This window comes from Rhizobium fabae (assembly GCF_003985135.1).
GTDB lineage: Bacteria > Pseudomonadota > Alphaproteobacteria > Rhizobiales > Rhizobiaceae > Rhizobium > Rhizobium pisi.
Genome location: NZ_ML133649.1, coordinates 315598 through 341361 on the forward strand (window position 1 = coordinate 315598; position 25764 = coordinate 341361).

Annotated in this window: 25 protein-coding genes; 16 read left to right on the top strand and 9 right to left on the bottom strand. The window is 62.2% G+C overall.

From position 1 onward, the window contains the following. Positions 1-2 precede the first annotated feature (2 nt). From lnt to trmB, 4 genes are all read left to right on the top strand, one after another. Complete coding sequence (gene lnt, locus EFB14_RS12790) at positions 3-1607, top strand: apolipoprotein N-acyltransferase (RefSeq protein WP_126825716.1); 1605 nt, start codon at positions 3-5, stop codon at positions 1605-1607. A gap of 151 nt (positions 1608-1758) precedes the next feature. Next, positions 1759-2178 (top strand): helix-turn-helix domain-containing protein, encoded by a 420-nt coding sequence (locus tag EFB14_RS12795; protein ID WP_125841985.1) that lies wholly within the window; start codon positions 1759-1761, stop codon positions 2176-2178. A 178-nt stretch (positions 2179-2356) separates the two neighbouring features. Continuing rightward, a complete protein-coding gene (gene metK, locus EFB14_RS12800; RefSeq protein ID WP_125841983.1) occupies positions 2357-3610 on the top strand; it encodes a methionine adenosyltransferase in 1254 nt (417 codons plus the stop codon). Next, positions 3607-4308, top strand: coding sequence for a tRNA (guanine(46)-N(7))-methyltransferase TrmB (gene trmB / locus EFB14_RS12805; RefSeq protein ID WP_125841981.1), 702 nt, complete (start codon positions 3607-3609; stop codon positions 4306-4308). Before metK ends, trmB begins: the two co-directional genes overlap by 4 nt. Before the next feature lie 166 nt (positions 4309-4474). On the opposite strand, the gene EFB14_RS12810 is transcribed toward trmB, so the two are convergent. Both EFB14_RS12810 and EFB14_RS12815 read right to left on the bottom strand, forming a co-directional pair. Further along, entirely contained in the window at positions 4475-4732 is a 258-nt protein-coding gene (locus EFB14_RS12810) for a BQ00720 family protein (RefSeq protein ID WP_008524631.1), read from the bottom strand. A 47-nt stretch (positions 4733-4779) separates the two neighbouring features. Then, positions 4780-5205, bottom strand: coding sequence for an Hsp20 family protein (locus EFB14_RS12815; RefSeq protein WP_125841979.1), 426 nt, complete (start codon positions 5203-5205; stop codon positions 4780-4782). A gap of 280 nt (positions 5206-5485) precedes the next feature. On the opposite strand from EFB14_RS12815, the gene EFB14_RS12820 reads away from it, so the two are divergent. Beyond that, the gene (locus EFB14_RS12820; RefSeq protein WP_125841977.1) at positions 5486-6430 is read left to right on the top strand and encodes a nucleoside hydrolase; all 945 of its coding nucleotides are present in this window, start codon (positions 5486-5488) and stop codon (positions 6428-6430) included. 37 nt (positions 6431-6467) lie between these two features. On the opposite strand, the gene grpE is transcribed toward EFB14_RS12820, so the two are convergent. Beyond that, positions 6468-7103 (bottom strand): nucleotide exchange factor GrpE, encoded by a 636-nt coding sequence (gene grpE, locus EFB14_RS12825; RefSeq protein ID WP_126825719.1) that lies wholly within the window; start codon positions 7101-7103, stop codon positions 6468-6470. Positions 7104-7214: 111 nt separating this feature from the next. Continuing rightward, the gene (hrcA, locus tag EFB14_RS12830; protein ID WP_125841973.1) at positions 7215-8303 is read right to left on the bottom strand and encodes a heat-inducible transcriptional repressor HrcA; all 1089 of its coding nucleotides are present in this window, start codon (positions 8301-8303) and stop codon (positions 7215-7217) included. A 126-nt stretch (positions 8304-8429) separates the two neighbouring features. Between hrcA and rph the strand changes: the two genes are divergently transcribed. The 4 genes from rph to hemW are packed head-to-tail and all read left to right on the top strand — an operon-like array spanning position 8430 to position 11428. Continuing rightward, a complete protein-coding gene (gene rph, locus EFB14_RS12835) occupies positions 8430-9149 on the top strand; it encodes a ribonuclease PH (protein ID WP_125841971.1) in 720 nt (239 codons plus the stop codon). Then, the gene (locus EFB14_RS12840) at positions 9146-9571 is read left to right on the top strand and encodes a VOC family protein (RefSeq protein ID WP_126825722.1); all 426 of its coding nucleotides are present in this window, start codon (positions 9146-9148) and stop codon (positions 9569-9571) included. The genes rph and EFB14_RS12840 overlap by 4 nt, the downstream gene beginning before the upstream one ends. Beyond that, positions 9572-10216 (top strand): RdgB/HAM1 family non-canonical purine NTP pyrophosphatase, encoded by a 645-nt coding sequence (gene rdgB, locus EFB14_RS12845; RefSeq protein ID WP_125841967.1) that lies wholly within the window; start codon positions 9572-9574, stop codon positions 10214-10216. A 24-nt stretch (positions 10217-10240) separates the two neighbouring features. Further along, the gene (gene hemW, locus EFB14_RS12850; protein ID WP_210302887.1) at positions 10241-11428 is read left to right on the top strand and encodes a radical SAM family heme chaperone HemW; all 1188 of its coding nucleotides are present in this window, start codon (positions 10241-10243) and stop codon (positions 11426-11428) included. A gap of 66 nt (positions 11429-11494) precedes the next feature. On the opposite strand, the gene EFB14_RS12855 is transcribed toward hemW, so the two are convergent. The 5 genes from EFB14_RS12855 to mutM form a co-directional block, all read right to left on the bottom strand. Beyond that, positions 11495-12577, bottom strand: coding sequence for a saccharopine dehydrogenase family protein (locus EFB14_RS12855; RefSeq protein ID WP_126825728.1), 1083 nt, complete (start codon positions 12575-12577; stop codon positions 11495-11497). Positions 12578-12756: 179 nt separating this feature from the next. Then, a complete protein-coding gene (gene dnaA / locus EFB14_RS12860) occupies positions 12757-14307 on the bottom strand; it encodes a chromosomal replication initiator protein DnaA (protein WP_126825732.1) in 1551 nt (516 codons plus the stop codon). An 855-nt stretch (positions 14308-15162) separates the two neighbouring features. Further along, positions 15163-15441 (bottom strand): 30S ribosomal protein S20, encoded by a 279-nt coding sequence (gene rpsT / locus EFB14_RS12865; protein ID WP_125841958.1) that lies wholly within the window; start codon positions 15439-15441, stop codon positions 15163-15165. A gap of 191 nt (positions 15442-15632) precedes the next feature. Continuing rightward, a complete protein-coding gene (locus EFB14_RS12870; RefSeq protein WP_126825735.1) occupies positions 15633-16406 on the bottom strand; it encodes an enoyl-CoA hydratase in 774 nt (257 codons plus the stop codon). 22 nt (positions 16407-16428) lie between these two features. After that, positions 16429-17319, bottom strand: a complete 891-nt coding sequence (gene mutM / locus EFB14_RS12875; protein ID WP_126825737.1) for a bifunctional DNA-formamidopyrimidine glycosylase/DNA-(apurinic or apyrimidinic site) lyase — start codon at positions 17317-17319, stop codon at positions 16429-16431. A 149-nt stretch (positions 17320-17468) separates the two neighbouring features. Here mutM and ubiE point away from each other — a divergent pair, with 149 nt between their 5' ends. From ubiE to EFB14_RS12910, 7 genes are all read left to right on the top strand, one after another. Then, on the top strand, positions 17469-18245 hold the full coding sequence (gene ubiE, locus EFB14_RS12880) for a bifunctional demethylmenaquinone methyltransferase/2-methoxy-6-polyprenyl-1,4-benzoquinol methylase UbiE (protein ID WP_126825754.1): 777 nt from the start codon (positions 17469-17471) through the stop codon (positions 18243-18245). Positions 18246-18307: 62 nt separating this feature from the next. Next, the gene (gene ubiB, locus EFB14_RS12885; protein ID WP_126825757.1) at positions 18308-19882 is read left to right on the top strand and encodes a 2-polyprenylphenol 6-hydroxylase; all 1575 of its coding nucleotides are present in this window, start codon (positions 18308-18310) and stop codon (positions 19880-19882) included. Between the two features lie 201 nt (positions 19883-20083). Beyond that, a complete protein-coding gene (locus tag EFB14_RS12890) occupies positions 20084-21670 on the top strand; it encodes an aromatic amino acid lyase (protein WP_125841948.1) in 1587 nt (528 codons plus the stop codon). Between the two features lie 19 nt (positions 21671-21689). Further along, positions 21690-23069, top strand: a complete 1380-nt coding sequence (locus tag EFB14_RS12895; protein WP_125841946.1) for a dihydroorotase — start codon at positions 21690-21692, stop codon at positions 23067-23069. Further along, the gene (locus EFB14_RS12900; RefSeq protein WP_126825760.1) at positions 23066-24346 is read left to right on the top strand and encodes a Zn-dependent hydrolase; all 1281 of its coding nucleotides are present in this window, start codon (positions 23066-23068) and stop codon (positions 24344-24346) included. The genes EFB14_RS12895 and EFB14_RS12900 overlap by 4 nt, the downstream gene beginning before the upstream one ends. Continuing rightward, complete coding sequence (locus EFB14_RS12905; protein WP_126825763.1) at positions 24327-25424, top strand: thiohydantoin desulfurase; 1098 nt, start codon at positions 24327-24329, stop codon at positions 25422-25424. The genes EFB14_RS12900 and EFB14_RS12905 overlap by 20 nt, the downstream gene beginning before the upstream one ends. Before the next feature lie 3 nt (positions 25425-25427). Continuing rightward, entirely contained in the window at positions 25428-25757 is a 330-nt protein-coding gene (locus EFB14_RS12910; RefSeq protein WP_125841940.1) for a TfoX/Sxy family protein, read from the top strand. Positions 25758-25764 lie beyond the last annotated feature (7 nt).

The window sequence follows — 25764 nt, forward strand, 5'->3', positions numbered from 1 at the left end:
GCATGGAGCGGCTTGCGGACAGGGTTATCCTCGTCTGGGGGTTCAAACGGTCGTTGCTGACCATCGCTGCCGGAGCGCTCGCCGTGCTGGCGCTGCCGCCCTTCGGCTTTTTCGCGGCGATGTTCGTTTCCTTCACGCTGCTCGTCTGGCTGATCGACGGGGCGGCGGCTTCGCCTGAGAGTGGGCTGGTCGGCAGGCTGTGGCCGGCATTCACCGTCGGCTGGCTGTTCGGCTTCGGCTATTTCGTCGCCGGTCTCTGGTGGCTCGGCCACGCGCTGCTGGTCGATCAGGAGGAATTCGCCTGGGCGCTGCCGCTCGCCATCCTCGGGTTGCCGGCCTGTCTTGCGATCTTCTATGGCCTGGCGGCCGCGCTTGCCCGCGTCTTCTGGTCTGATGGCATGGGGCGGATCGCCGCACTTGCGGCAAGCTTCGGGCTCCTGGAATGGCTTCGCAGCGTCATCTTCACCGGCTTTCCCTGGAACGCCATCGGCTATGGCATGATGCCAGTCCCGCTGATGATGCAATCCGCGCATGTGATCGGGGCGATGGGAGTGACGGCCCTCTCCGTCTTCGTCTTTTCCGCCCCTGCCCTTGCCGGCACGCGGCAAGGCGCCCGGCCGGGGATCGCGCTCGCGGTCGCACTGTTTGCCGCCCATCTCGGTTACGGCGCCTATGCCCTCTATCTCGCGCCGCAGCCTGAGGCCTTGCCTGAGGACAAGCGGCCGGTGGTACGGCTGGTGCAGCCTGATATCGACCAGGCGGCGAAGATGGACAACGACGCCGACCGCAACGCAATCTTCGAGACGCATCTGAAGCTTTCGGCCGAAGCGCCGAAAAACGGCGGTCGCAAGCCTGACATCATCGTCTGGCCGGAAACCTCGATCCCCTTCATCCTGACCGATAATCAGGATGCGCTCACGCGGATCGCCGATACGCTCGACGACAACCAGATCCTGATCGCCGGCGCCGTGCGGGCCGAGGAGATGGGGCCCGGCACGCCGGTGCGCTATTATAATTCCATCTATGTGATCGACGGTCGCGGCCAGATCATCGCCGCCTCCGACAAGGTGCATCTGGTGCCCTTCGGCGAATATCTGCCCTTCGAGGACGTGCTCACCGAATTCGGCATCCAGAACGTCGTCGAAATACCGGGAGGGTTTTCCGCCGCCGCAAGCCGGCACCTCTTGGCGCTGCCCGGCGGGCTCAATCTCTTTCCGCTGATCTGTTACGAGATCATCTTCCCCGGCGAAATGACCGGCGACATAAAAGACGCCAACGCGATCCTCAATATCACCAACGACGCCTGGTTTGGGACGACGCCCGGCCCCTATCAGCATTTCCAGCAGGCGCGGGTGCGGGCGGTCGAGACCGGCTTGCCGCTGATTCGCGATGCCAATAGCGGCATTTCAGCGCTGGTAAACGCACATGGTGAAATTGTCGCGGGTCTCGATCTTGGAGAAACCGGGTTCATTGATGCAACCGTCGATAGGATCGGCGATGGGTTCGGAACTACATACCCCCATCAAACATACTTCTGGTTGACTGAGGCATTGCTGATTTTGATTGCGCTAATTTCTCGCGCAGGTTTTATTTTAGGGTTGAATTGACCAAAAACCCCTAAAATTGCATAGTAGTGACAATCGGCGTTCTTAACGTATGTTAATGAGTGGGTTCCCACTCCTTGCAACGTGGCGTTTTGGGATGGATCAGGGGCATGCCGGTTAGAAACAAGTTGAAATTCTTAGCTAGGGCACGACCATGATTGAAAACAAGAAGAAGCCGAACCCGATCGACATCCATGTCGGCAGCCGTATTCGCCTTCGCCGTACGATGCTGGGCATGAGCCAGGAAAAGCTGGGCGAAAGCCTCGGCATTACCTTCCAGCAGATCCAGAAATACGAAAAGGGAACCAACCGCGTCGGCGCAAGCCGTCTGCAGAACATCTCGAACATTCTCAATGTTCCGGTTTCCTTTTTCTTCGAGGATGCGCCCGGCGAACATTCCGGCAGCATGGGCGGCATGGCCGAAGCCTCCAGCTCGAATTACGTCGTCGATTTCCTCTCCTCCTCGGAGGGCCTGCAGCTCAATCGCGCCTTCGTCAAGATTTCCGATCCCAAGGTTCGCCGCAAGGTCGTGGAACTGGTGAAAGCGCTGGCCGCCGAAGCCGACGCCGACTGAAGCGTTCTTCATCGCAGAATTCGAAAAGCGGTCGAAAGGCCGCTTTTTTGCGTTTTTGGGGCAAAATTTGTCACTTTGCCGTAGATATAAAGATATATTTATGTCCTTCTGCGCTTGTCATCAGGCCGCGAACTGAGTACCTACTAGCTAGCTTTTGTTCTTTGAGGGGAATCCCGGAATGCGCGCGAATTATCTCTTTACCAGCGAATCTGTTGCCGAAGGTCATCCGGACAAGGTGTGTGACCGCATCTCCGACGAGATCGTCGATCTGGTCTACCGCGAAGCGGCCAAGACCGGTGTCAATCCGTGGGGCGTGCGCATTGCCTGCGAAACGCTGGCAACGACCAACCGCGTCGTCATCGCCGGCGAAGTTCGCCTGCCGCCGAGCCTGATGAAGAAGGATAAGGACGGCAAGGACGTCATCAACCCGTCGAAGTTCAAGGCCGCCGCCCGCCGCGCCATCAAGGATATCGGCTACGAGCAGGACGGCTTCCACTGGAAGAAGGCCAAGATTGACGTGCTGCTGCACTCGCAGTCGGCCGACATCGCGCAGGGCGTCGACAGCGCCGCCGACCAGCAGGGCGACGAAGGTGCGGGCGACCAGGGCATCATGTTCGGTTACGCCTGCCGCGAAACGCCCGACCTGATGCCGGCGCCGATCTACTATTCTCACAAGATCCTGCAGCTGCTGGCAGTCGCCCGCAAGAAGGGTGACGGCGAAGTCGCCAAGCTCGGCCCCGACGCCAAGAGCCAGGTGACCGTGCGTTACGTCGACGGCAAGCCCTCGGAAGCAACTTCGATCGTGCTTTCGACCCAGCATCTCGACGAGAGCTGGGACTCCAACAAGGTCCGCGCCGTCGTCGAGCCCTATATCCGCGAAGCGCTCGGCGAGCTGAAGATCGCTGAAGACTGCAAGTGGTACATCAACCCGACCGGCAAGTTCGTCATCGGCGGACCGGACGGCGATGCAGGCCTCACCGGCCGCAAGATCATCGTCGACACCTACGGCGGCGCGGCTCCGCATGGCGGCGGCGCATTCTCCGGTAAGGACACGACGAAGGTCGACCGTTCGGCCGCCTATGCCGCCCGCTACCTCGCCAAGAACGTCGTTGCCGCCGGTCTTGCCGACCGCTGCACGATCCAGCTCTCCTACGCTATCGGCGTCGCCCAGCCGCTGTCGATCTATGTCGACCTGCACGGCACCGGCAAGGGTGTTTCGGAAGACCAGGTCGAAGCTGCGATCCGCCAGAACATGGATCTGTCGCCGTCGGGCATCCGCCGCCACCTCGACCTCAACAAGCCGATCTACGCCAAGACCTCGGCTTACGGCCATTTCGGCCGCAAGGCCGGCCGCGACGGCTCGTTCTCCTGGGAGCGCACGGACCTCGTGAAGGCACTCAAGGAAGCCGTCAAGACCAAGGCTGCTGCATGACGGATATGGAACGCCGGGGCCGGGCGACCGAAGCTTTCTTCGGTCGCCGCAAGGGAAAAGCCCTGCGCGAACAACAGGCCGAAACGCTGAACAGCCTGCTGCCGGCATTCCTCATCGATCTCTCGGCGGCTCCCCAGGAGCCGCCGAAATCGCTCTTCCCGGTTCCCGTCGAAACATTGCGGCTGGAAATCGGTTTTGGCGGTGGCGAGCACCTGATCCACCGCGCCCTGGAAAGGCCTTCGACCGGCTTCATCGGCGTCGAGCCCTTCGTCAATTCAATGCAGAAGCTGCTGTCGCGCATCCGTGAGACGGGCGCGCACAATATCCGCGTCTACAACGACGACGCCACGCAACTGCTCGACTGGCTGCCGGACGCCTCGTTCGATCAGATCGACCTGCTCTATCCAGATCCGTGGCCAAAGCGGAGGCACTGGAAGCGGCGCTTCGTCTCGAAAACCAATCTCGACCGCTTTCACCGCGTGCTGAAGCCGGGCGGACTTTTCTGCTTCGCCTCCGACATCGACACCTATGTGAACTGGACGCTGATCAAGTGCCGCGACCATGGCGGCTTCGACTGGATCGCCGAAAATGCGGCAGACTGGCTGACGCCCTATGAAGGCTGGCCGAGCACCCGCTACGAAGCCAAGGCTCGGCGCGAGGGCCGGTCTTCGGCATATCTGACGTTCAGGAAGATCTGAGCCCCGGAGGCAGTGGGCCGGCACGACATCCTCGGCCGGCTGAGAGACGCGCTGCCCTGTAAAGGGAGGCTGCGCGCAATGTCGGGACATTAGTCCCGACCGCAGCAAAATCGAAAGCATCCGTGCACCGGAAGAGCGGCGAAACGCAGCAGACGCTATGTGACGGTCAGTGCAGGCTGACCGTCTTCAATTCGTCCTCAGCAGCCTTGAAGAACGTGCTGGAGCGGTTGTCCGTCAAGAGGATCGGCGTGCCGTCGGCGCCAAAGAGTGCCCAGAGATCAACGTTCGGATCGATATCCGGCGCCTCCGGAAAGCACTTGGCGACCTCTTCGGTCCGCATCTTTCTGATATAGGCGACCTCGCCGTTGCCGATGTGGGCAAGCTCGGATTTGGTCAAGTGAGACGTGGCTTCTTTCATCAACATTCCTGTTCCTCCGGGAGAAGGGACCAACGGTTCGACAAACCGTTGTGCTACTGTGAGACCGAAATGTTAATTTTCTTGACCATGCGGGCGGGTTCCGGACGAATTAGATCGACGGAGAGCAGACCGTTCTTCAGGCCGGCGCCAAGCACTTGCATGCCATCGGCAAGAACGAAGGTCCGCTGGAATTGGCGGGCGGCAATGCCGCGATAAAGATAGTCCCGCTCGCCCTGTTCCACCTGGCGGCCGCGGATCAGAAGCTGGTTCTCCTCAATGGAAACATCGAGTTCTTCCTCGCTGAAACCGGCGACGGCAAGGGTGATGCGCAAGCGCTCCGGCGCGCCGCTATCGGCGGCGATGCGCTCGATATTGTAGGGTGGATATCCATCACTTGCCTTGGAAATGCGCTCCAGCGTCTTTTCCATGGCGTCGAAGCCCAGAAGCAGCGGGCTGGCGAAAGGGGTAATGCGGCTCATCTCTTTTCAAGTCCTTGATGCAAGCGACCATCCCGGACCTCACAGGCAGCATCCGGATGATGCTAATATGGGGACAGGACCCCGCCCCTGCAAGGCACAGGCGAGCGGCTGGCGTCGCCTCCTTGATTTAAGGTAACCCGGCGCCCTCCTCCTTGCTTGACAAAGCGCCTGCTGCCTCGCATCAAAACGTGCCGGCGCGGAATGTGCTGATTTGCAACGGAAGATGAAGAAAATGGTGCATGGCGAGACAGTGCGCACCCACGAGGATGGAACGATCGGAATGGCAAGCGCAAGAAAGATCATCATCGACACGGATCCCGGCCAGGACGACGCGGCCGCCATCATGCTTGCCTTCGGCAGCCCGGACGAGCTTGAGGTGTTGGGGATCACGACGGTTGCCGGCAATGTGCCGCTTTCGCTCACCAGCCGCAATGCGCGCATCATCTGCGAACTCTGCGGCCGGCCGGAGACAAAGGTTTTCGCCGGCGCCGACAGGCCGATCGCCCGCAAGCTGGTGACCGCCGAACATGTGCACGGCAAGACCGGCCTCGACGGCCCGGAGCTTGACGAGCCGACAATGGCGCTGCAGCCCGGCCATTCCGTCGACTTCATCATCGAAACGCTGCGGCGCGAACCGGAAGGCGCGGTGACGCTCTGCACGCTCGGGCCGCTCACCAATGTCGGCATGGCCTTCCAGAAGGCGCCCGACATCATCCCTCGCATCCGCGAGCTGGTGATGATGGGCGGTGGCTTCTTCGAGGGCGGCAACATCACGCCGGCAGCCGAATTCAACATCTATGTCGACCCGGAGGCCGCCGACATCGTCTTCCGCTCGGGCGTTCCGATCGTGATGATGCCGCTCGACGTGACGCATCAGTTGCTGACCCGCAAGGACCGGGTGAAGCGCATGGCCGAGATCGGCACGGCGCCGGCTAAGGCGATGGTCGAGATGCTGGAATTCTTCGAGCGCTTCGATATCGAGAAATACGGTTCCGACGGCGGCCCGCTGCACGACCCGACTGTCGTCGCCTATCTGCTGAAGCCGGAGCTTTTCAAGGGCCGGGACTGCAATGTCGAAATCGAGATCCGGTCCGAGCTTACCGTCGGCATGACCGTCGTCGACTGGTGGCATGTGACCGAGCGCAAGCGCAATGCGAAAGTCATGCGCTTCGTTGATGCGGACGGCTTCTTCGATCTCCTGATCGAACGCTTCGCCCGCATCTGACCTTTCGGCTTCCTCCCCTTCAAGGGAGGAAGCGGTCTCAGGCGTCCTTCTCGTCGAAGACGGAATTGGCTTCGGCTTCGACCGGCTTCGGGCCACCCTTGGCGACGCCGACCATGGCAGGACGCAGCACGCGTTCGCCGATGGTGAAGCCTGCCTGCACGACCTGGACGACCGTATTGCTCGGCACCTCGGGGTTCGGCACTTCGAACATTGCCTGGTGGAAGTTCGGATCGAACTTCTGGCCGACCGGCTCCAGCTTGCGGACGCCATGGCGCTCAAGGGCCGAGAGCATGGCGCGCTCGGTCATCTCGACGCCCTCGATCAGTGTGGTGAGGCCGGCATCAGCCGCGGCCTTGACCTCGGGCGGGATGGCATCGAGGGCGCGGCGCAGATTGTCCGACACGGCGAGCATATCGCGCGCGAAACCGGCGACGGAATAGGATTTGGCGTCCTTCACCTCCCGCTCGGTCCGGCGGCGCAGATTGTCCATCTCGGCGGCCAGGCGCAGATAGCGGTCGCGCAGCTCGGAATTCTCGGCTTTCAGAAGCTCGAGCGGATCCGGCTGGCTCGCCTCCCCACGCTCGGCAGTATCAGTCTCGACGTTGGCGGCGGCGTCGGCTGCGGCGTCGGCCGCAGTTGCGTCAGGTCCGTTTTTCGTCGTTTCATCGGTCATGACGGTCTCCGGTTGGTGTCTTCAGATGCGCCCGATATCGAGGTTTGACCGAAAAAAATCAAGTCTGCGTGACAAAGAACCGAAAATTCCGCGTCTTTAACAACGGCGGGGTCACAGCGGATTGCGCGAAAGGCGGGAAACGAGCTGGGCGGTGTAATCCACCATGGGCACGATGCGGGAATAATTGAGCCGCGTCGGGCCGATGACGCCGACGGCGCCGACGATCCGATCGTCCTCGTCACGATAGGGTGCAACGATGAGCGATGAGCCGGAAAGCGAGAAGAGCTTGTTTTCCGAGCCGATGAAGATGCGCACGCCCGAACCGCTCTCAGCCAGGTTAAGGATCTCTATCAGACTGTCCTTCTTCTCAAGGTCGTCGAACAGCAGGCGCAGCCGGTCCAGATCCTCGGCGCCGGCAAGGCCTTCCAGCAGGTTGGCGCGGCCGCGGATGATCAGTTGAGCGGGCTTGCCCTCGTCCGGGCTGCCGGCCCACACGGCGATGCCGCGTTCGACGAGATCGCGCGACAGCGCATCGAGCTCGTGGCGGACGTCGTCCTTCAGCCGGCTCAATTGCTTGCGGAGCTCCGGCAGGGTCTGGCCGGACATATGGGCATTGAGGAAATTCGCCGCCTCCGCCAGCTGCGAGGAAGTGACGCCCGCCGGCAGCTCGATGATACGATTTTCCACCTGATCGTGATCGCCGACGAGCACGGCCAGCGCCTTGGTCGGTTCGAGGCGGATGAACTCGACATGTTTCAGCACCGGATCGCTTTTCGAGGTGATGACGAGGCCCGCGCCGCGCGAGATGCCCGACAGCATGCGACTGGCTTCGTTCATCATCGATTCAACAGGATTGCCGCCGCTTTCGGCCCGCACCTGGCGATCGATATTGGCACGCTCCTCGGCCGAGAGATCGCCGATCTGCATGAAGGCATCGACGAAGAAGCGCAGGCCTATCTGGGTCGGCAGCCGGCCGGCGCTGACATGCGGGGAATAGATCAGGCCGAGCTCTTCGAGATCGCTCATGACGTTGCGCACGGAGGCTGGCGAGAGCGACATCGGCAGAAGGCGTGACAGATTGCGCGAGCCGAGCGGTTCGCCGCTTTCGAGATAACCTTCGACGATGCGGCGAAAAATCTCCCTGGATCGCTCATCCAGCGCAGCAACGGCATCCGAAACCGACGTCGACCTGATGCCCATGAACTTCCCGAACCCACGCTGATGATGCTTTTCAAAATATAGTCAAACTCGCACCCGTGGCAAAAGGGAATTTGCAAATGGGCGCGGCCAATCGTAGAAGCGGTCCAGCAACTCCAGGAGATAGTAATGCGGCCTTCAGGCAGAAAAACCGACCAGATGCGCAAGGTCTCGTTCGAGCGCAACTTTTCCAAGCATGCGGAAGGCTCCTGCCTGGTGAAATTCGGCGATACGCATGTGCTCTGCACGGCAAGCCTCGAAGAAAAGACGCCGCCGTGGCTGCGGAATACCGGCAAGGGCTGGGTCACGGCCGAATACGGCATGCTGCCGCGGGCGACCGGCGAGCGGATGAAGCGCGAAGCCGCAGCCGGCAAGCAGGGCGGCCGCACCCAGGAAATCCAGCGGCTGATCGGCCGGTCGCTCCGCGCTGTCGTCGATCTGCAGGCGCTCGGCGAACGGCAGATCACGCTCGATTGTGACGTCATCCAGGCCGATGGCGGCACGCGAACGGCCTCGATCACCGGCGGCTGGATCGCGCTTTACGACTGCCTGAAATGGATGGAAAGCCGCAATATGATCAAGGTCGACCGGGTCCTGAAGGATCATGTCGCCGCCATCTCCTGCGGCATCTTCGCCAGCCAGCCGGTGATCGATCTCGACTATCTCGAGGATTCCTCGGCCGAGACTGATGCGAACTTCGTAATGACCGGCGCTGGCGGGATCGTCGAGATCCAGGGTACGGCGGAAGGCACGCCATTCAGCGAAGAAGAATTCACCTCGCTGATGCATCTTGCCAAGAACGGCATCGGCGAACTCGTCGCCCTGCAGAAAGAGGCCGTCACGGGATGAAGCCCATGCTGGAAGGCATGTTGGAAACGGCGCTCTATGCGCGGAATCTCGATGAGGCCGAGACGTTCTACGAAAACGTTCTCGGGCTCGAAAAGATCACGCGCGCCGGCAACCGGCATGTTTTCTTCCGCTGCGGGCCTGGCGTTCTGCTGATCTTCAATCCTGAGGAAACGGTAAAGCCGCCGGCGCCGGACGCGCTGCAGGTACCGCCACACGGCATGACCGGCGAGGGCCATGCCTGTTTCCGGGTCTCCGGCCGCAATATCGACGCCATCGTCGCCAGGCTGACAGCGGCCGGTGTGGCGATCGAATCCGAAGTGCGCTGGCCGAACGGCGGTCGCTCGATCTATTTCCGCGATCCGGCCGGCAACAGCCTGGAATGCGCGGAGCCTAAAATCTGGGGCATCGAACAGGATATCTGAATGCGCAAGCTCGAAACCAAGACCATCGTCGTCGCCAGCCACAATGCCGGCAAGATCCGCGAGATCCAGGAGTTGATCGGGCCGCTCGGCTTCACCGCCAAATCGGCGGCGGAGCTGAATTTCGTCGAACCTGACGAGACCGGCACCACCTTCGAGGAGAATGCGACGATCAAGGCGGTCGCCTCGGCCAATGCCGCCGGCATGCCGGCGCTTTCGGATGATTCCGGGCTGGTGATCGACGCACTCGGCGGCGATCCCGGTGTCTATACCGCCAACTGGGCGGAGACATCAGACGGCACGCGCGATTTCGACATGGCGATGGCAAAGGTGGAAAAGGCGCTGCAGGGTGCGGGTGCGACGAAGCCGGAACAGCGCACGGCGCGTTTCGTCAGCGTGCTCTGCCTCGCCTGGCCTGATGGCCACACGGAACTGTTCCGCGGCGAGGTGGAAGGCAGCGTCGCCTGGCCGCCGCGCGGGACCCAGGGCTTCGGTTACGACCCCGTCTTCCAGCCCAAGGGTTACGACATCACCTTCGGCGAGATGAGCGGCGAGGAAAAACACGGCTGGAAAATCGGCGAGCCGCAGGCGCTGTCGCACCGGGCGCGCGCCTTCAAACTCTTTGTCGAAACCTGCCTGGAAGCGTAAGGTCGGTTCGTGGACGATATCGAGATGCCAAGCCTCTTGCGCGATGCGGCCCTTTTGCCCGATACCGGTGAGCCCGGCTTCGGCGTCTACGTGCATTGGCCCTTCTGCGCGGCGAAATGCCCCTACTGCGACTTCAACAGCCATGTGCGCCATCAGCCGGTGGACCAGGAGCGCTTCGCGGCTGCCTTCCTGAAAGAAATGGCGGCGATCAGGGCGATGAGCGGACCGAAGACGGTGACGAGCATCTTCCTCGGCGGCGGCACACCCTCGCTGATGAAGCCGGAAACGGTTTCCGCCGTTCTCGACGGCATTGCGCGGCATTGGCATGTGCCCGACGGCATCGAGATTACCATGGAGGCCAACCCTTCGAGCGTCGAGGCCGATCGCTTCCGCAGCTATCGGGCAGCCGGCGTCAATCGCGTCTCGCTCGGCGTGCAGGCGCTGAACGACCGGGATCTCAAATTCCTCGGCCGACTGCATGACGTTGCCGATGCGTTGAAGGCGATCCGGCTGGCGCGCGAGATCTTCCCGCGCATGTCCTTCGACCTGATCTATGCCCGGCCGAATCAGACGGTCGAGGATTGGGAAAGGGAACTGAAGGAGGCGATCTCCTATGCAGTCGACCATCTCTCCCTCTATCAGTTGACCATCGAGGAAGGCACGCCCTTCTACGGCTTGCACAAGGCCGGCAAGCTGGTCGTGCCGGACGGCGAGCAATCGGCGCTGCTTTACGAAGCGACGCAGGAGATTACGGCGCGTGAGGGCATGCCAGCTTACGAGGTCTCCAACCACGCCCGGCCGGGTGCCGAAAGCCGGCACAACCTGACCTATTGGCGCTACGGTGATTATGCCGGCATCGGCCCGGGCGCGCACGGCCGGCTGACACGCGGCCCCGAGAAGATCGCGACCGCCACCGAGCGCAAACCAGAAGCCTGGCTCGACATGGTCGAGCGCGACGGCCACGGCATTCTCGACGAAGAGCGGCTCGGCTACGAGGAACAGTCCGACGAGCTGCTGCTGATGGGGCTGCGGCTCCGGGAAGGCGTCGATCTTGCCCGCTGGCAGCAGCTTTCGGGCCGAGAGCTCGACCCGAAACGCGAAGAATTCCTGCTCGAACACAAGTTCATCGAGCGGATCGGCAATTCACGCCTGCGCTGCACGCCATCCGGCATGCTGATCCTCGATTCCGTCGTTGCCGATCTCGCCTGCTGACATCCATATGATGAGTTCATTCCCGCGCGGCGTGATCGACATCACTGCCGCGCGGGAAATCGTTTCTCAGCGGTGGCTAGTGGCGCCCGCCTTGAAGAGGCTGCCCGTCGGCGTCTTCAGGAACATATCGAGCGGAATATGCTCCTGGTGCAGGAAGCCGGTTGCCGGCAGCAGGCCGTCGCGGACCATCTCGATGACGGCGACGACGGAAGCCGACGTCGTCCAAGCAATTGCCGTGCGGCGCGCACCGGCGATCTCGATCGGATAATAGGCGCGCACGAACTCCTTGCGGCGCAGGCTGCCATTCTCGGTGCCTTCGGCTGCGACATGGACATAGACGACATCGTCTTCGACCGGCGGCTTGGCATTGGTCAGGATCTCGCCGGCGAGCTTGCGCTTGTCGCGCATCAAGAGCTCATGGAAGAAGAAATTCATCAACTCCATATGTCCGGGATAGCGCATCGTCTTGTAGTCAAGATTATCGATCTTGCCGAGCATGGTGTCGCACATGGTGCCAAGGCCGCCCGACGTCGTGAAGGCTTCGAGCTTGACGCCGCCGACATAGACGGTCTCGTGCCATTCCATCGGCGAGACAAGCTTGCGCACGCCGCCCTCGATGACTTCGCAATCGTTCAGGTATTCGTTGACGACGCCTTCCGGCGACCAGTTGAAGGCATAGCCGAGAAGTCCGGTCGGATGCTGCGGCAAAGCGCCGACGCGCATGCGGATCGAGCGGCAGCGATCGAAGCCGTCGGCAAGGCTTGCACCGACGATGCCGACGAAACCGGGCGCCAGGCCGCATTGCGGCGCCATCAGGCCCCGGGCGGTCTTCGACAGCTCGATGATGAAATTGGTGGTGGGAACGTCTTCCGTCAGGTCGAAATAATGAATGCCGGCAAGATGGGCGGCGCGCGCCAACTCGATGTTCAGATGATAGGGCAGGCAGGACAGCACTGCCTCGACATTCGAGAGCAGTTCGCCGATCACCTGATGATCGGAAATATCGGCTGTGCGGCACTTGAAGGGAAGCTCGCCCAAAGGCAGTTGCGCATCGACGCCGATGACCTCGAAGCCGCCTTCATGCAAAAGCGTTGCCGCCAGCCGTCCGACCTTACCCAGGCCGAGAACGGCGATCTTTTCAAAACTCATTCATTACCTCCCATGCGCCCTCTTCGGCGCTTTCGTCCTTGTCCGCCGCATCTGGCCCGAAATCGATGAGCGCTTTCGGGCGGCATGCTTCGGATGTGCCGGAGGTATAGAATAAAAAGCTTATAAAGGAAAACGGCCGGAATCGCTCCGGCCGTCAAATTTCCTGCCAGGTCCGCCGATTATTCGTTGATCAGCCGCTTCAGAAGCTCGACTTCGTGCGAAAGCTTGGTGTCTCCCGCAATCAGCTCCTCGATCTTGCGCACGGCATGCAGCACGGTGGTGTGATCGCGCCCGCCGAAACGGCGGCCGATCTCAGGGAAGGAGCGCGGCGTCAGCGTCTTCGACAGATACATGGCGATCTGGCGCGGCTTGACGATCACGCGGGTGCGGCGGTTCGAGACCAGTTCCTGGCGCGAGACGTTGTAGTGCCTTGCGACGATGCGCTGGATATCCTCGATACGCACGCGGCGCGGCTCGCCGGAGCCGACGAGATGGGCGAGCAACTCGTCCACGCGCTCGATCGACAGGTTCGGCTCGAAGGAGCGGCGGAAGATCAGCTGGTTAAAGGCGCCTTCGAGTTCGCGGCCGCTGGCCGTGACGTTACGGGCGACGTGCTGCAGCAGTTCGGCGGGAATTTCCAGCGACGGATCTTCGAGCCGGGCCGCGGCAAGGCGGCGCTTGAGGATTTCGAGGCGCATCTCGTAATCCGGCGCGTCGAATTCGATCGCGACACCGCCCTGCAGGCGCGAGCGGACGCGGGGGTCGAGCGACTCCAGTTCCCAGGGCGCGCGGTCGGCAGCGACGACCACCTGCTTGGCGCTGTCGAGCAGCATGTTCAGGAGATGGCAGAATTCATGCTGGATCATCTTGCCCTGCAGGAACTGCATGTCGTCGATGATCAAGAGGTCGATGTTGCGCAGGGAATCCTTCAGCGTCAGCGCATCATTGTCGCGGATCGCGGTGGCGAAACGCCACATGAAATATTCGGCCGTCAGATAGACGACACGCAGGGCCCGCGGGTTCTGCACCGCGGCATTGGCAATCGCCTGCAGCAGGTGGGTCTTGCCGAGACCGACCGCCGAATGGATGAAGAGCGGATTGAAGCGCACAGCGCCGGAACCGGCCTCCGCGATCGTCTTTGCAGCCGCAAGGGCGACGCGGTTCGAGCTGCCTTCCACGAAAGTGTCGAAGGTGAAGCGGCTATCGAGCGGCGAACCGAAGAGCGGTGAACCGAAGCTTGCGGGCCTTGCCGCGGCTACGGCCGACACCGCCTGCTGAATGGCCTGACCGGCCGGCTGAGCGCTTGCTGGGCGGCGCATCTGCGCGGGAGCGACGGGCTCGGGCGTTGCCACCTCGTCGAGTGCCTTCACGCCGCTGCGCGTTGCCGTGCGAACCAGGATTTCGATTTTGAGAATTTCCGGATCTTCGGCCTGGAACAGGCCGGTGATGAGATCGAGATAACGATTGTTGATCCACGACTTCAGGAAGGTCGTGGGAACCGAAAGGCGAACCACGCTCTTCGATACCGAATGCAGCTTCAGCCTTGCAAACCAGCTGGCATAGACGTCGGGACCGACTTGAGCCTTCAAGCGCGCACTGACGCGCTCAAACAATACGTTTTGCTTCATTTCCGCCTTTGCTTCTCCTGCTTCCAGGCGAATGGAGCCGAACGCCTGCGGTGCCGCATCCCCATTGTCGAGCCCGCCCGTCGTCATCGTATTCATCTGCATAATGCCGCCTTTCAATTCCATCGGGCGGCAACCGCTAACAGCCGCCCGACTATTCCCCGCTTTGGCGGGCTGACGGCATCCTCATGAGCCGCTCACCTGCCGGTTCACTCAAACAATGTCCCCAAAAGGGACCGGCGCAGAATTCCGTTGCAGGCACCGCGCTCATGCAGCAACCTTCATCGGCTTTCCGTGCCAGGCTGGCAGTCGATCCTCGTTTTCGGCCGACCAGCCCGAACGCAATATTACTTATCCCTCTCCGGCGACCTCGCCTTAAACGTGTGGCCGCTGAAGGCACAAAACATCCCCGTTCCGTAACAGCCACGTTACGGCCCAAATCCGTCAAGTGCTTGAAAAAACGAAAGCGCATGGCTCCGTAACAAAGGTTACAGACGTATCGCCCTGCCGACGTGGCAGTTAAGACCGAGCCTCTGCAGGTGATGTCCGCGCCCTTTGTTGGAAGCCATTTAGGCAGGATCAAAAGGCAAGATCAACGATGAATTTTACGCAAAATTAAGAAGCGGGCATTGACTCCACCCGCCCTTTTCGGGCGTCACACCAGCGTCAAAAAAGAATCGCTGTTGAATCAAGGAGATTCCCCTTTCGGGCTATTTCGACACGCATGGAAAGAAAAAAAATAAAAATCTTCTTGACTCGCCCATGGCCCCGGAAGCTCGGGGCAGAGTCGCGCAGCGTGAAAGCATCCTTGCGCAAGTCATTGTTTTTAAAAAATATTTCCTGTCATGGCACTGACACGAAACAGTCGTGAGATTAACCATGCCAAGGCCTGTCGGCGGAATCGAAAAAGCCCGGTAAAATTACCGGGCTAATCATAACGAAGCGGTCGTTAATGAAATATTACGCGGTCGCGGAGACCGAAAGCGCCTTCACACGAGCAGCCAGGCGCGAGACCTTGCGCGATGCCGTGTTGGAGTGAAGTACACCCTTGCTCGCGGCGCGAGCAAGTTCCGGCTGAGCTGCCAGGAAAGCTGCCTTCGCCTTGGCGGCGTCACCGGATGCGATAGCCTCTTCGACCTGGCGAACGAAAGTACGAACGCGCGAGCGACGAGCCTTATTGACGTCGGTACGGCGGGCGATCTTGCGGGTCGCTTTTTTCGCCGAAGTTGTATTGGCCATGGATGCCTCTCTCAAGAATTCGAATAAACTCCGCCATCACCGCGGGCCCTGCGGCCACCAAATCCAGCAATGCGGGAGCAATCGCGGAAAACCAGACCGGCTTTCCGAACCGTGGGCGGGCATATAACTCTAAAGCCGGCCCACGTCAACGCGGATTTTCAAGCTTTTCAGCCGGAAGCGCCTAAAAGCTTTCAACGATGCGTAAAGGCAGGTTTGCGCTTCTCGACGAAGGCAGCCATCCCTTCCTTCTGGTCGTCGGTGGCAAAGAGACTGTGAAACAGGCGGCGCTCGAACCGCAGCCCCTCTTCCAGCGTCGTCTCGAATGCGCGATTGACCGCCTCCTTGGCCATCATGACTGAGGGGCGCGAAAGCGAAGCGATCTTTTCGGCAGCCGCCAGCGCCTCGTCGATGAGACGCTCCGGCGGCACCACACGCGAAACGAGTCCCGATCGTTCGGCCTCGGCCGCATCCATCATGCGGCCGGTCAGGATAAGATCCATCGCCTTCGCCTTGCCGACGGCACGCGTCAGCCGCTGCGAGCCGCCCATGCCGGGAATGACGCCGAGGGTGATTTCCGGCTGGCCGAATTTCGCCGTCTCCGAGGCGATGATGAAATCGCACATCATGGCGAGCTCGCAGCCGCCGCCGAGCGCAAAACCGCTGACGGCGGCGATGACAGGCTTGCGCGCCTTGGCGACATCGTCCCAGCCGCTGATGAAATCGCTCTTATATATATCCGCGAACTGGAGCGACTGCATCTCCTTGATATCGGCGCCGGCGGCGAAGGCGCGCTCGGAGCCCGTAAGCACGATGGCGCCGACCGCCTCGTCGGCGTGGAAAGCGGCATAGGCCTCCTTCAATTCCTTCAGCACGGTGGAGTTCAGTGCGTTCAGCGCCTGCGGACGGTTCAGCGTGACGAGGCCGACATTGCCTCGGGTTTCGACGATCAGGGTCTCGTAGGCCATGCTGTTCTCCCGGTTCTCACTGTTACTTCTGGCAGGTGGCGCAATAGAAAGTGGAGCGGCCCGCCTGAACGATGCGGGCAACCGTACCGCCGCAGCCCGGCGTGCCGCAAGCCTGACCTTCGCGGTCATAGACGGAGAAGGAATGCTGGAAATATCCGAGCGATCCGTCCGTCTGGATATGGTCGCGCAGCGACGATCCGCCAGCGGCGATCGCATCGGCGATGACGTCGCGGATCGAGGCGACGAGCAGGTTCAGCTGTTCGCTTGGCCTGCCGCCTGTCGTCACCAGCGTGCCGGCGGCGCGGATCGGTGACAGGTGTGAACGCCAAAGCGCCTCGCACACATATATATTGCCGAGACCAGCAATGTTCTTCTGGTCGAGAAGCGCGCTCTTCAGCGGCTGCGCCTTGTCGCGGAAACGTTCGGCGAGGTAGGCGGCGCCCAGTTCGTTTCCCGTCGGCTCCGGGCCGAGATCGCGGAAGAAGGGATGAGCGCCAAGCTCGGCCCGACTCACCATATCCATGAAGCCGAAACGGCGCGGATCGTTATAGACGACGCGGCGGGGGCCGCCCGGACCTTCCAGATGAAAGACGACGTGATCGTGCTTCTCGTCCTTCGAACGGGCAAGGTGGAATTGCCCCGGCGTGCCGGAGGCCGCCCCTTCCTCGATGCGGAAGGAGCCGGACATGCCGAGATGGGAAACCAGCGTGTTGCCGTCGTCGAGATCGACCAGAAGATATTTGGCGCGGCGGCCGAGGCTGACGATGGTGCGGCCGGAAACTTTTTCCACCAAAGCATCCGGAAAGGGAAAGCGCAGGTCCTTGCGGCGCAGCTCCAGCCTGGCGACGCGAGCGCCCTCCATTGCCGGCGCCAGGCCGCGTTTGACCGTTTCGACTTCTGGCAATTCCGGCATCTTAACCCATCTATATCTAACGTGTTTCAACCGACGACGATGTGCGCTATAGCGCCAGTGTGCCGCGGAGAACGCGGCCCATAGATAACGTCGCGCGCGGTCTTTCGCTATGGCCGCTGTGCCCGAATCTTTAGGAACGGAGCAGTCTGATGTCAGAAAGCCGCACTTCCGCCGATGGCGGCATGGAGACCTCCTACGGCTTCCGCAAGGTGGCTGACGGCGAGAAACAGGGCCTCGTCAATCAGGTGTTCCACAAGGTCGCCAAGCGCTACGACATCATGAACGACGTCATGTCGATGGGCATGCACCGCGCCTGGAAAGATGCGATGATCTCGGCGCTGAACCCGCGCAAGGAGCCGGGCTACAAGGTGCTCGACGTTGCCGGCGGCACGGGTGACATTGCCTTCCGTATCGTCGAGGCCTCCGGCCGGCAGGCGCACGCGACCGTGCTCGACATCAACGGTTCGATGCTCGGCATCGGCGCCGAGCGGGCGGAAAAGAAGAAGCTTTCCAGCAATCTTACCTTCGTCGAAGCCAATGCCGAGGAACTGCCTTTCGAGGCCGGCAGCTTCGACGCCTATACGATCGCTTTCGGCATTCGCAACGTGCCGAGGATCGATGTCGCGTTGTCTGAAGCCTATCGCGTGTTGAAGCGCGGCGGACGGCTGCTGGTGCTGGAATTTTCCGAAGTCGAAATGCCGCTTCTCGACAAGATCTACGACGCCTGGTCGTTCAATGCCATTCCGCAATTCGGCAAGGCGATCACCGGCGATGCCGAACCCTACCAATATCTGGTGGAATCGATCCGCAAATTCCCGAACCAGGAGAATTTCGCGGCGATGATCCGCCAGGCCGGCTTTTCCCGCGTCACCTATACCAATTATACAGGCGGCATCGCCGCACTGCATTCCGGCTGGAAGCTCTGACGCATGGCGCCGAAAAATGTAGAGCGGTTTTCGGATAGCGTCGCGCGAGAATCAAACAGGACATGAGCACTTTCGGGGCATATTTCAGGCTCGTTCGGGTCGGCTGGATTCTTGTGCGCGAAGGGGTGATCTCGGCGTTGCCGTCCGAGGGTCTGCCGCCTTCGATCAGCCTTGCCAAATCCTTCGTCGGCCTGTTTGCGCGCAGCCGCGCCATGGCAATTGCGCGCAGCGACCGGTTGGCGCAGGCCGTCGAGCGGCTCGGTCCCTCCTATGTGAAGATCGGGCAGTTCCTGGCGACGCGGCCGGATGTCGTCGGCGTCGAATTCGCCAACGACCTGTCGCAGCTTCAGGACCGTATGGCCTTCTTTCCCGTGGCCGCCGCCAAGGCCAATATCGAAGGCTCGCTTGGCCGCCCGATCGGCGAGCTCTATGCGAGCTTCGGCGATCCGATCGCCGCCGCCTCGATCGCCCAGGTGCATCCGGCTGAAGTCGAGACATCAGAGGGCCGCAAGAAGGTGGCCGTCAAGATCGTGCGGCCCGGCGTGCGCCAGCGTTTTGCCCATGACATCGAGGCGATGTATCTCGTTGCCCATATGCAGGAGCGTTTCCTGCCGTTCAGCCGGCGGCTGCGGCCGGTCGAGGTGACGAAGACGCTGGAGCAGACGACGAAGGTGGAGATGGATCTTCGCCTCGAAGCGGCAGCGCTTTCGGAAATCGCCGAGAATACCGAAAAGGATCCGGGCTTTCGCGTACCGAAGGTCGACTGGGAACGCACCGGGCGCGACGTCATCACCATGGAGTGGATCGACGGCACAAGAATGTCCGATGTCGAGGGACTGCGCGCGGCGGGTCACAACCTCAATCTGCTTGCCGATACGCTGATCCAGTCGTTCCTGCGCCATACGCTGCGGGACGGCTTCTTCCATGCCGACATGCATCCGGGCAACCTCTTCGTCGATGCGGACGGCATGATCGTCGCCGTCGACATGGGCATCGTCGGACGGCTGGGCAAGAAGGAGCGGCGGTTCCTTGCCGAAATCCTCTACGGCTTCATCACCCGCGACTATATCCGCGTCGCCGAGGTGCATTTCGAAGCGGGTTACGTACCCGGCCACCACAATGTCGACAGTTTCGCCCAGGCAATCCGGGCAATCGGCGAGCCAATCCATGGGCAGCCGGCCGAGACGATCTCGATGGGCAAGCTCCTGACACTGCTGTTCGAAGTGACCGAACTCTTCGACATGGCGACGCGGCCGGAGCTGGTGATGCTGCAGAAGACCATGGTCGTCGTCGAGGGCGTGTCGCGCATGCTCAATCCCCGTTTCAACATGTGGAAGGCCTCCGAGCCCGTCGTCGGCGACTGGATCCGCACGAATCTCGGGCCGAAGCGGATCGTTACCGATCTCCAGGACGGGCTGAAGGCGGCGGTCAAGCTCGCCGAAGCCGTGCCGGAAATCGCGGCGAAGACCGAAAAATTCCACCACCAGCTTCTGCATATGAGCGAACACGGGCTGCGTTTCGACACGCAGACAGCGGATGCGATCGGCAAGGCCGAAGCGCGACATAACCGCTCGGCCAGGATTGCGCTTTGGGTCATCGCATTGACGCTTTTCTATATTGCCTGGATGCTGAGCTGATCGGCTTGCCGAAAGCATGCGGTGTTCGGCATTTGGGATATCCCATGTGAGGGAGGGCTCGCTTAGTCTCGCATTCGGAGCTTGATGCCGAAAAGCGTGAGCGGTTTCGGGCGACATCATGCTCTGACTCTTTAATTTAGAACAGGATTCAGATTTTGGGCCGATCCGGCCTAAAATCATCCTGTTCTAGGAGATAGGCACATGCAGCACGAACGCCCCGGCATCGAACTTTCCGGACGACCGCTCGGTTTTGCCGAAATGGTGACGATCGGTGCAGGTAAGGCGGCGATTTCGGCTTCGCCGACCGGCATGGCCCGCATCGCGATCGCCCGCGAGATCGTCGAGGATGCGATCGCTTCCGGCATGCCCGTCTACGGCGCGACCACCGGTGTCGGCGCGATGAAGGACGTGGAATGGTCGGCCGACGAACTCGACACCTTCAATCTCGGTCTCGTGCGCGCCCATCATTTCGGCACAGGCACGCCCTTCTCCTGCAATGTCGTGCGCAACGCCATGGCAATCCGCGTCAATACGGCGCTGACCGGCCAGGTCGGCTGCACGCCGGAGCTGGTCCACGCCTATATGAGGATGCTGGAAGCCGATCTCATTCCGGTCGTGCGCCGCACCGGCTCGATCGGCTGCGCCGATATCGGCCTCATGGGTCAGATCGGCGCGGTGCTAACCGGCGTCGGCGAAGCGATCTATCGCGGCAACCGGATGCAGGCGGCCGAGGCCTTCCGGGCGGCTGGGCTGGAACCGGTGCGGATGGCGCCGCGCGACAGCCTCGCCTCGCTCAGCGTCAACGCGGTGAGCTTTGCGGCGGCCGCGGAAACGACGCGCAGCGCCGCGGCCTCGATCCGCGTTCTGCTCGCGACGGCCATGATGGCGGCCGGCGCACTCGGCGCATCGCGCGATCCCTGGAAGGCGGTCCGGCATGTCGGCACGGCGCGCGAGGCGTTGATCGGCGCGTGGCTCTGCAATGCCTCCGACGACTGGGATTGGCCGGTCGCGACACATGTGCAGGATCCGCTCAGCCTGCGCATGATCGCCCAGGTGTTCGGCGCGGTGATCGAAAATCTGCTGTCAACAGGCCACAAGATCCTTGCCGCCACCGGACGTTCGGACGACAATCCAGTCGTGGTCGAAGGCCGGGTGATGACGTCGGGCGGCTCTCTTCCACTAGATGTGACGATCCTGCTCGAATCGGCAGCGCTCTGCATGGCACATGCGGCGCGCAACGCCTTCAACCGCTGCGTCATTCTCGGTAACGGCCAGCGGCGCGACCTGCCGGTCAATCTCGTGCCGCCGGGACGGATCGCCACCGGTTTCGGGCCGATCATCAAGCTTGCCGGCGAGATCTTCTCGCGCGTGTTGTCGATGTCCAATCCGGTTTCCGCCCAGTCGCTGGTGGTGGCGGCCGGGCTGGAGGACGAGGCGGCCTTCCTGCCGCTCGTCATCGAGCGCTTCGACCGGCAGATGCGGGCATTGAAGCGCCTCGCCGCGCTCGAAGCCCTGCTCTCCGCCCAGGCGATCGACATTCTGGGCGACAAGCCCAAAGGCGTGGCGGCCATGCTCTATGAGGTCGTGCGCAAACATGCGGATTTCTATACCGTCGACCGGCCGCTTTCGGCGGAGGTGGAGGCAATCGAAGAGGAACTCGGTTCGGATGCCTTCCTCTCGAAACTGACCGAACAGGTTCCGATCGCCTCCTTCGACGATTTTTTCGCGCTCGGCTCGCTGGAGCGCATCGAGGAGCGGCTCATCCGCCACGAGCCGGTAGCGATCTGATTCTACAGGAGGAAGCGGCATGGACTTCGATCTCGTTCTGCAGGGCACGGTGGTGCTGCCTGACCGCATTCTCGAACAGGGCTATGTCGCCGTGCGCGACGGCAGGATCGCCGAAGCTGGCCTCGGCGTGCCGCCTGCGGCGCGCGAACGGCATCTGCTCGGCAAAGCGCTGATCCTGCCCGGGGCGATCGACGCGCAGGTACATTCGCTCTCCCAGAAGGACCAGGAGGATTTCATCTGGTCGACGCGCTCGGCGGCGGCCGGCGGCGTGACAACGATCGTCGACATGCCCTACGACGAGGGCAATCTCGTCTGCTCGGCAGCGGCGGTGAAGCGGAAGATCGACCATGCGAGCCCACAGGCGCGCGTCGACTTTGCGCTTTACGGCACGGTCGATCCGGAGGAAGGCGCGGCGCGGATCCGCGAAATGGTGGAAGCGGGCGTTGCGGCCTTCAAGTTTTCGACCTTCGGCACCGATCCCAAGCGTTTTCCGCGCATCCCGCCGGCCCTGCTCGACGCCTGCTTCGCGGCGATCGCCCCGACGGGGCTGACAGCAGGCGTCCATAACGAGGACGACGAGGCGGTGCGCACCTATATGGAGCAGGTGAAGGCGAGCGGCATCACCGACTGGCGGGCGCACGGGCTGTCGCGGCCTGCGATTACCGAACTCCTGGCCATGCACACGATCTTCGAGACGGGCGCCAATACCGGCTGCCCCTCGCATGTGGTGCACTGCTCGCTCGGGCGCGGCTACGATATCGCCCGCGCCTATCGCCGCGACGGTTTTGAGGCCACTGTCGAATGCTGCATCCATTATTTGACGCTCGACGAGGAAAGCGACGTGAAGCGACTGGGCGGCAAGGCGAAGATCAATCCGCCCATACGGCCGCGCGCCGAGGTGGAGAGACTCTGGCGAAAGGTGGCCGAGGGCGATGTCTGGCTGGTCTCGACCGATCATGTCAGCTGGTCAGAAAACCGCAAAACCAATCCCGATATGCTCGCCAACGCATCCGGTGTTCCCGGCCTCGAGGTGATGGTGCCGCTTTTCGTGAAGGGGGCCATCGAACGCGGCATTCCGCTGACCTGGGCAGCAAGGCTGATGGCGGAGAATCCGGCGCGGCATTTCCGGCTCGACCACATCAAGGGGGCGCTGACGCCGGGTAGGGATGCCGACATCACCGTGCTGGAGCCGCACGAGAGCGTCTATGAGGCCTCCGCGAGTGGCAACAACGTCGTCGGCTGGAGCCCCTATAACGGCATCCGCCTGCCTTGGACCGTTTCCGCCACCTATCTGCGCGGCGAAAAGATCGCCCAAGGCGCAAAGGTGCTGGCCGAGCCCGGCATCGGTCGTTTCGTGCGGCCGCTGGCGCGGCAGGCCATTGCAGGAGCCACCGCATGAGCCGCAATCTTCCCGTCAATGCTGACATGATCGCTGGGGATATCGAGGCGCTGGCCGGGATTACCGAGCCGGGGCATCCCTGGACGCGGCGGGCCTTCTCGCCGCTTTTTATGAAAGGCCGGGCCTATATCGAAGCGCGGATGAAGGCGGCGGGGCTTGAAACGCGGATCGATGCGGCCGGCAATCTGATCGGCCGGCGCACGGGCCGCAAACCGTGGCTCGGCACGATCATGCTCGGCTCGCATTCCGACACGGTGCCGGACGGCGGCCGCTTCGACGGCATTGCCGGGGTGACTTCGGCGCTGGAAGTGGCGCGCGCGCTTGGTGATCAGAACATCGAGCTCGACCACGACCTTGAGATCGTCGACTTCCTTGCCGAGGAGGTGAGCATCTTCGGTGTGTCCTGCATCGGCAGCCGCGGCATGACCGGGCAGTTGCCGGAGGCCTGGCTTTCACGCGTCAGCGACGGGCGCGACCTGGCCGAGGGCATCGCGCAGGTGGGCGGCCGACCGGATGTGCTGATGCAACAAAACAGACCCGATATCGCAGGCTTTCTCGAGCTTCATATCGAGCAGGGGCCGGTGCTCGAAGCCGAGAAGGAGGATATCGGCATCGTGACCGCGATCTCAGGCATTACCCGCATCGAGATCACTGTCGACGGGCGGGCCGACCATGCCGGCACGACGCCGATGGACCGGCGGGCGGATGCGCTGGTGGCGGCATCGCAGCTGGTGCTCGATATCCGAAATGCCGCCGCCGAGCTGGCAAAAACGCCGGGGCACTTCGCGGCGACGGTGGGCGAATTCCGGATCGAGCCGAATGCCGCCAATGTCGTGCCGTCGAAGGTGGCGCTCCTGATCGACGGGCGGGCCGAGATCCGCGCCGATATGGACGCTTTCTGCCGCTGGCTCGACGGCCATGTCGAAAAGCTCGCCACCGCCTGCGACGTCACGATCCGTCCGCCGAACCGGGTTTCAGACAATCTGCCGACGCCTGGCGATGCCGGGCTGCTCTCGACCCTGGAGGCTGCCTGCGAGCGTGTCGGCGCAAAACATCGGCGGATGGCCTCCGGCGCGGGGCACGACACGGCCTGGATCGCCAAGGTGGCGCCGGCAGCGATGATCTTCGTGCCCTGCCGGGAAGGCCGCAGCCATTCCGCCGATGAATGGGCTGACAATGACGATATCGCGCTCGGCGCCGCTGTGCTTTTCGAGGCGGTGCGCGAGATGGACAAAAGCTCGAACCGGGAGACGCCGAATGGGACGCATACTCGTTGAAAAAGACGTGGAAGCTGCGGTTAAAGGCGGCTCCGTCTATGCCGCCGGCGGCGGCGGCTGGGCCGATCACGGACGGATGCTTGGGCTTGCGGCCGTCAATGTCGGCAAGCCCGAATTGGTGTCGATCGACGAGTTGCGGGACGAGGAGTGGATCGCCACCGCAGCCGCGATCGGCGCGCCGGCCTCCACCACCCCTTGGGAAATGCAGGGCATCGACTATGTGAAGGCCGTGCAATTGCTACAGGATGCGCTGGGCGAGAAACTCTCCGGACTGATCATCGGCCAGAACGGCAAATCCTCGACGCTGAACGGCTGGCTGCCATCGGCGATCCTTGGCACCAAAGTGGTCGACGCGGTCGGCGATATCCGCGCGCATCCCACGGGCGACATGGGATCGATCGGCATGGCCGGTTCGCCCGAGCCGATGATCCAGACGGCTGTCGGCGGTAATCGGGCGGAGAACCGTTATATCGAACTGGTGGTGAAGGGCGCGACGGCGAAGATCTCGCCGGTGCTGCGCGCCGCTGCCGACCAATCCGGCGGCTTCATCGCCAGCTGCCGCAATCCGCTCCGAGCCTCCTATGTCCGCAGCCATGCAGCACTCGGCGGCATCTCGATGGCGCTTACGCTCGGCGAGGCGATCATCGCCGCGGAGAAGCGCGGCGGATCTGCCGTTATCGACGCGATCTGCAAGACGACGGGCGGACATATCCTCGCCGAAGGCATCATCACCCGGAAGGAGGTCGTCTACACCAAGGAAGCCTTCGACATCGGCACGATCACCGTCGGCTCGGGCGGAAAATCGGTGATGCTGCATGTGATGAACGAATACATGGCGGTGGACGATGCGGATGGCGGGCGGCTTGCGACCTTCCCGGCCGTGATCACTACGCTTTCCCAGGAGGGCGAGCCACTCAGCGTCGGCCAGCTCCGGGAAGGCATGTATGTCTTCATCCTGCATGTGCCGATGGATATTATTCCGCTCTCGGCAAGCGTGCTCGATCCGACCGTTTATCCCGTCGTCGAAAAGGCGATGGGGATCGAGATCGCACGCTATGCGCTGGCAACGAAGGCCTGAGCCATGGCGCGCGATCACGGTCTCGAAGAACTGCTGCGCGAAGAACTCGGCGACCGGCCAGGCCTTGCCGAGAAATCCATGTTCGGCGGCTGGGCTTTCATGCTGAATGGCAACCTTCTCTGCGGCGCGCGCAATGACGGCATGCTGGTCCGTCTCGGCAAGGGCAATGATGGCTGGGCGCTGGCGCTGCCGGGCGTGATCCAGATGCTATCAGGCGAACGTGTCATGCATGGCTGGGTGCGGGCCAATGCCGAGGTTTACGGCGACGACGCCCTGAGACGGCGCTTGCTTGATGCTGCGCTCGCTCATGTGGAAAGCCTGCCGGCAAAATAACGAGAGA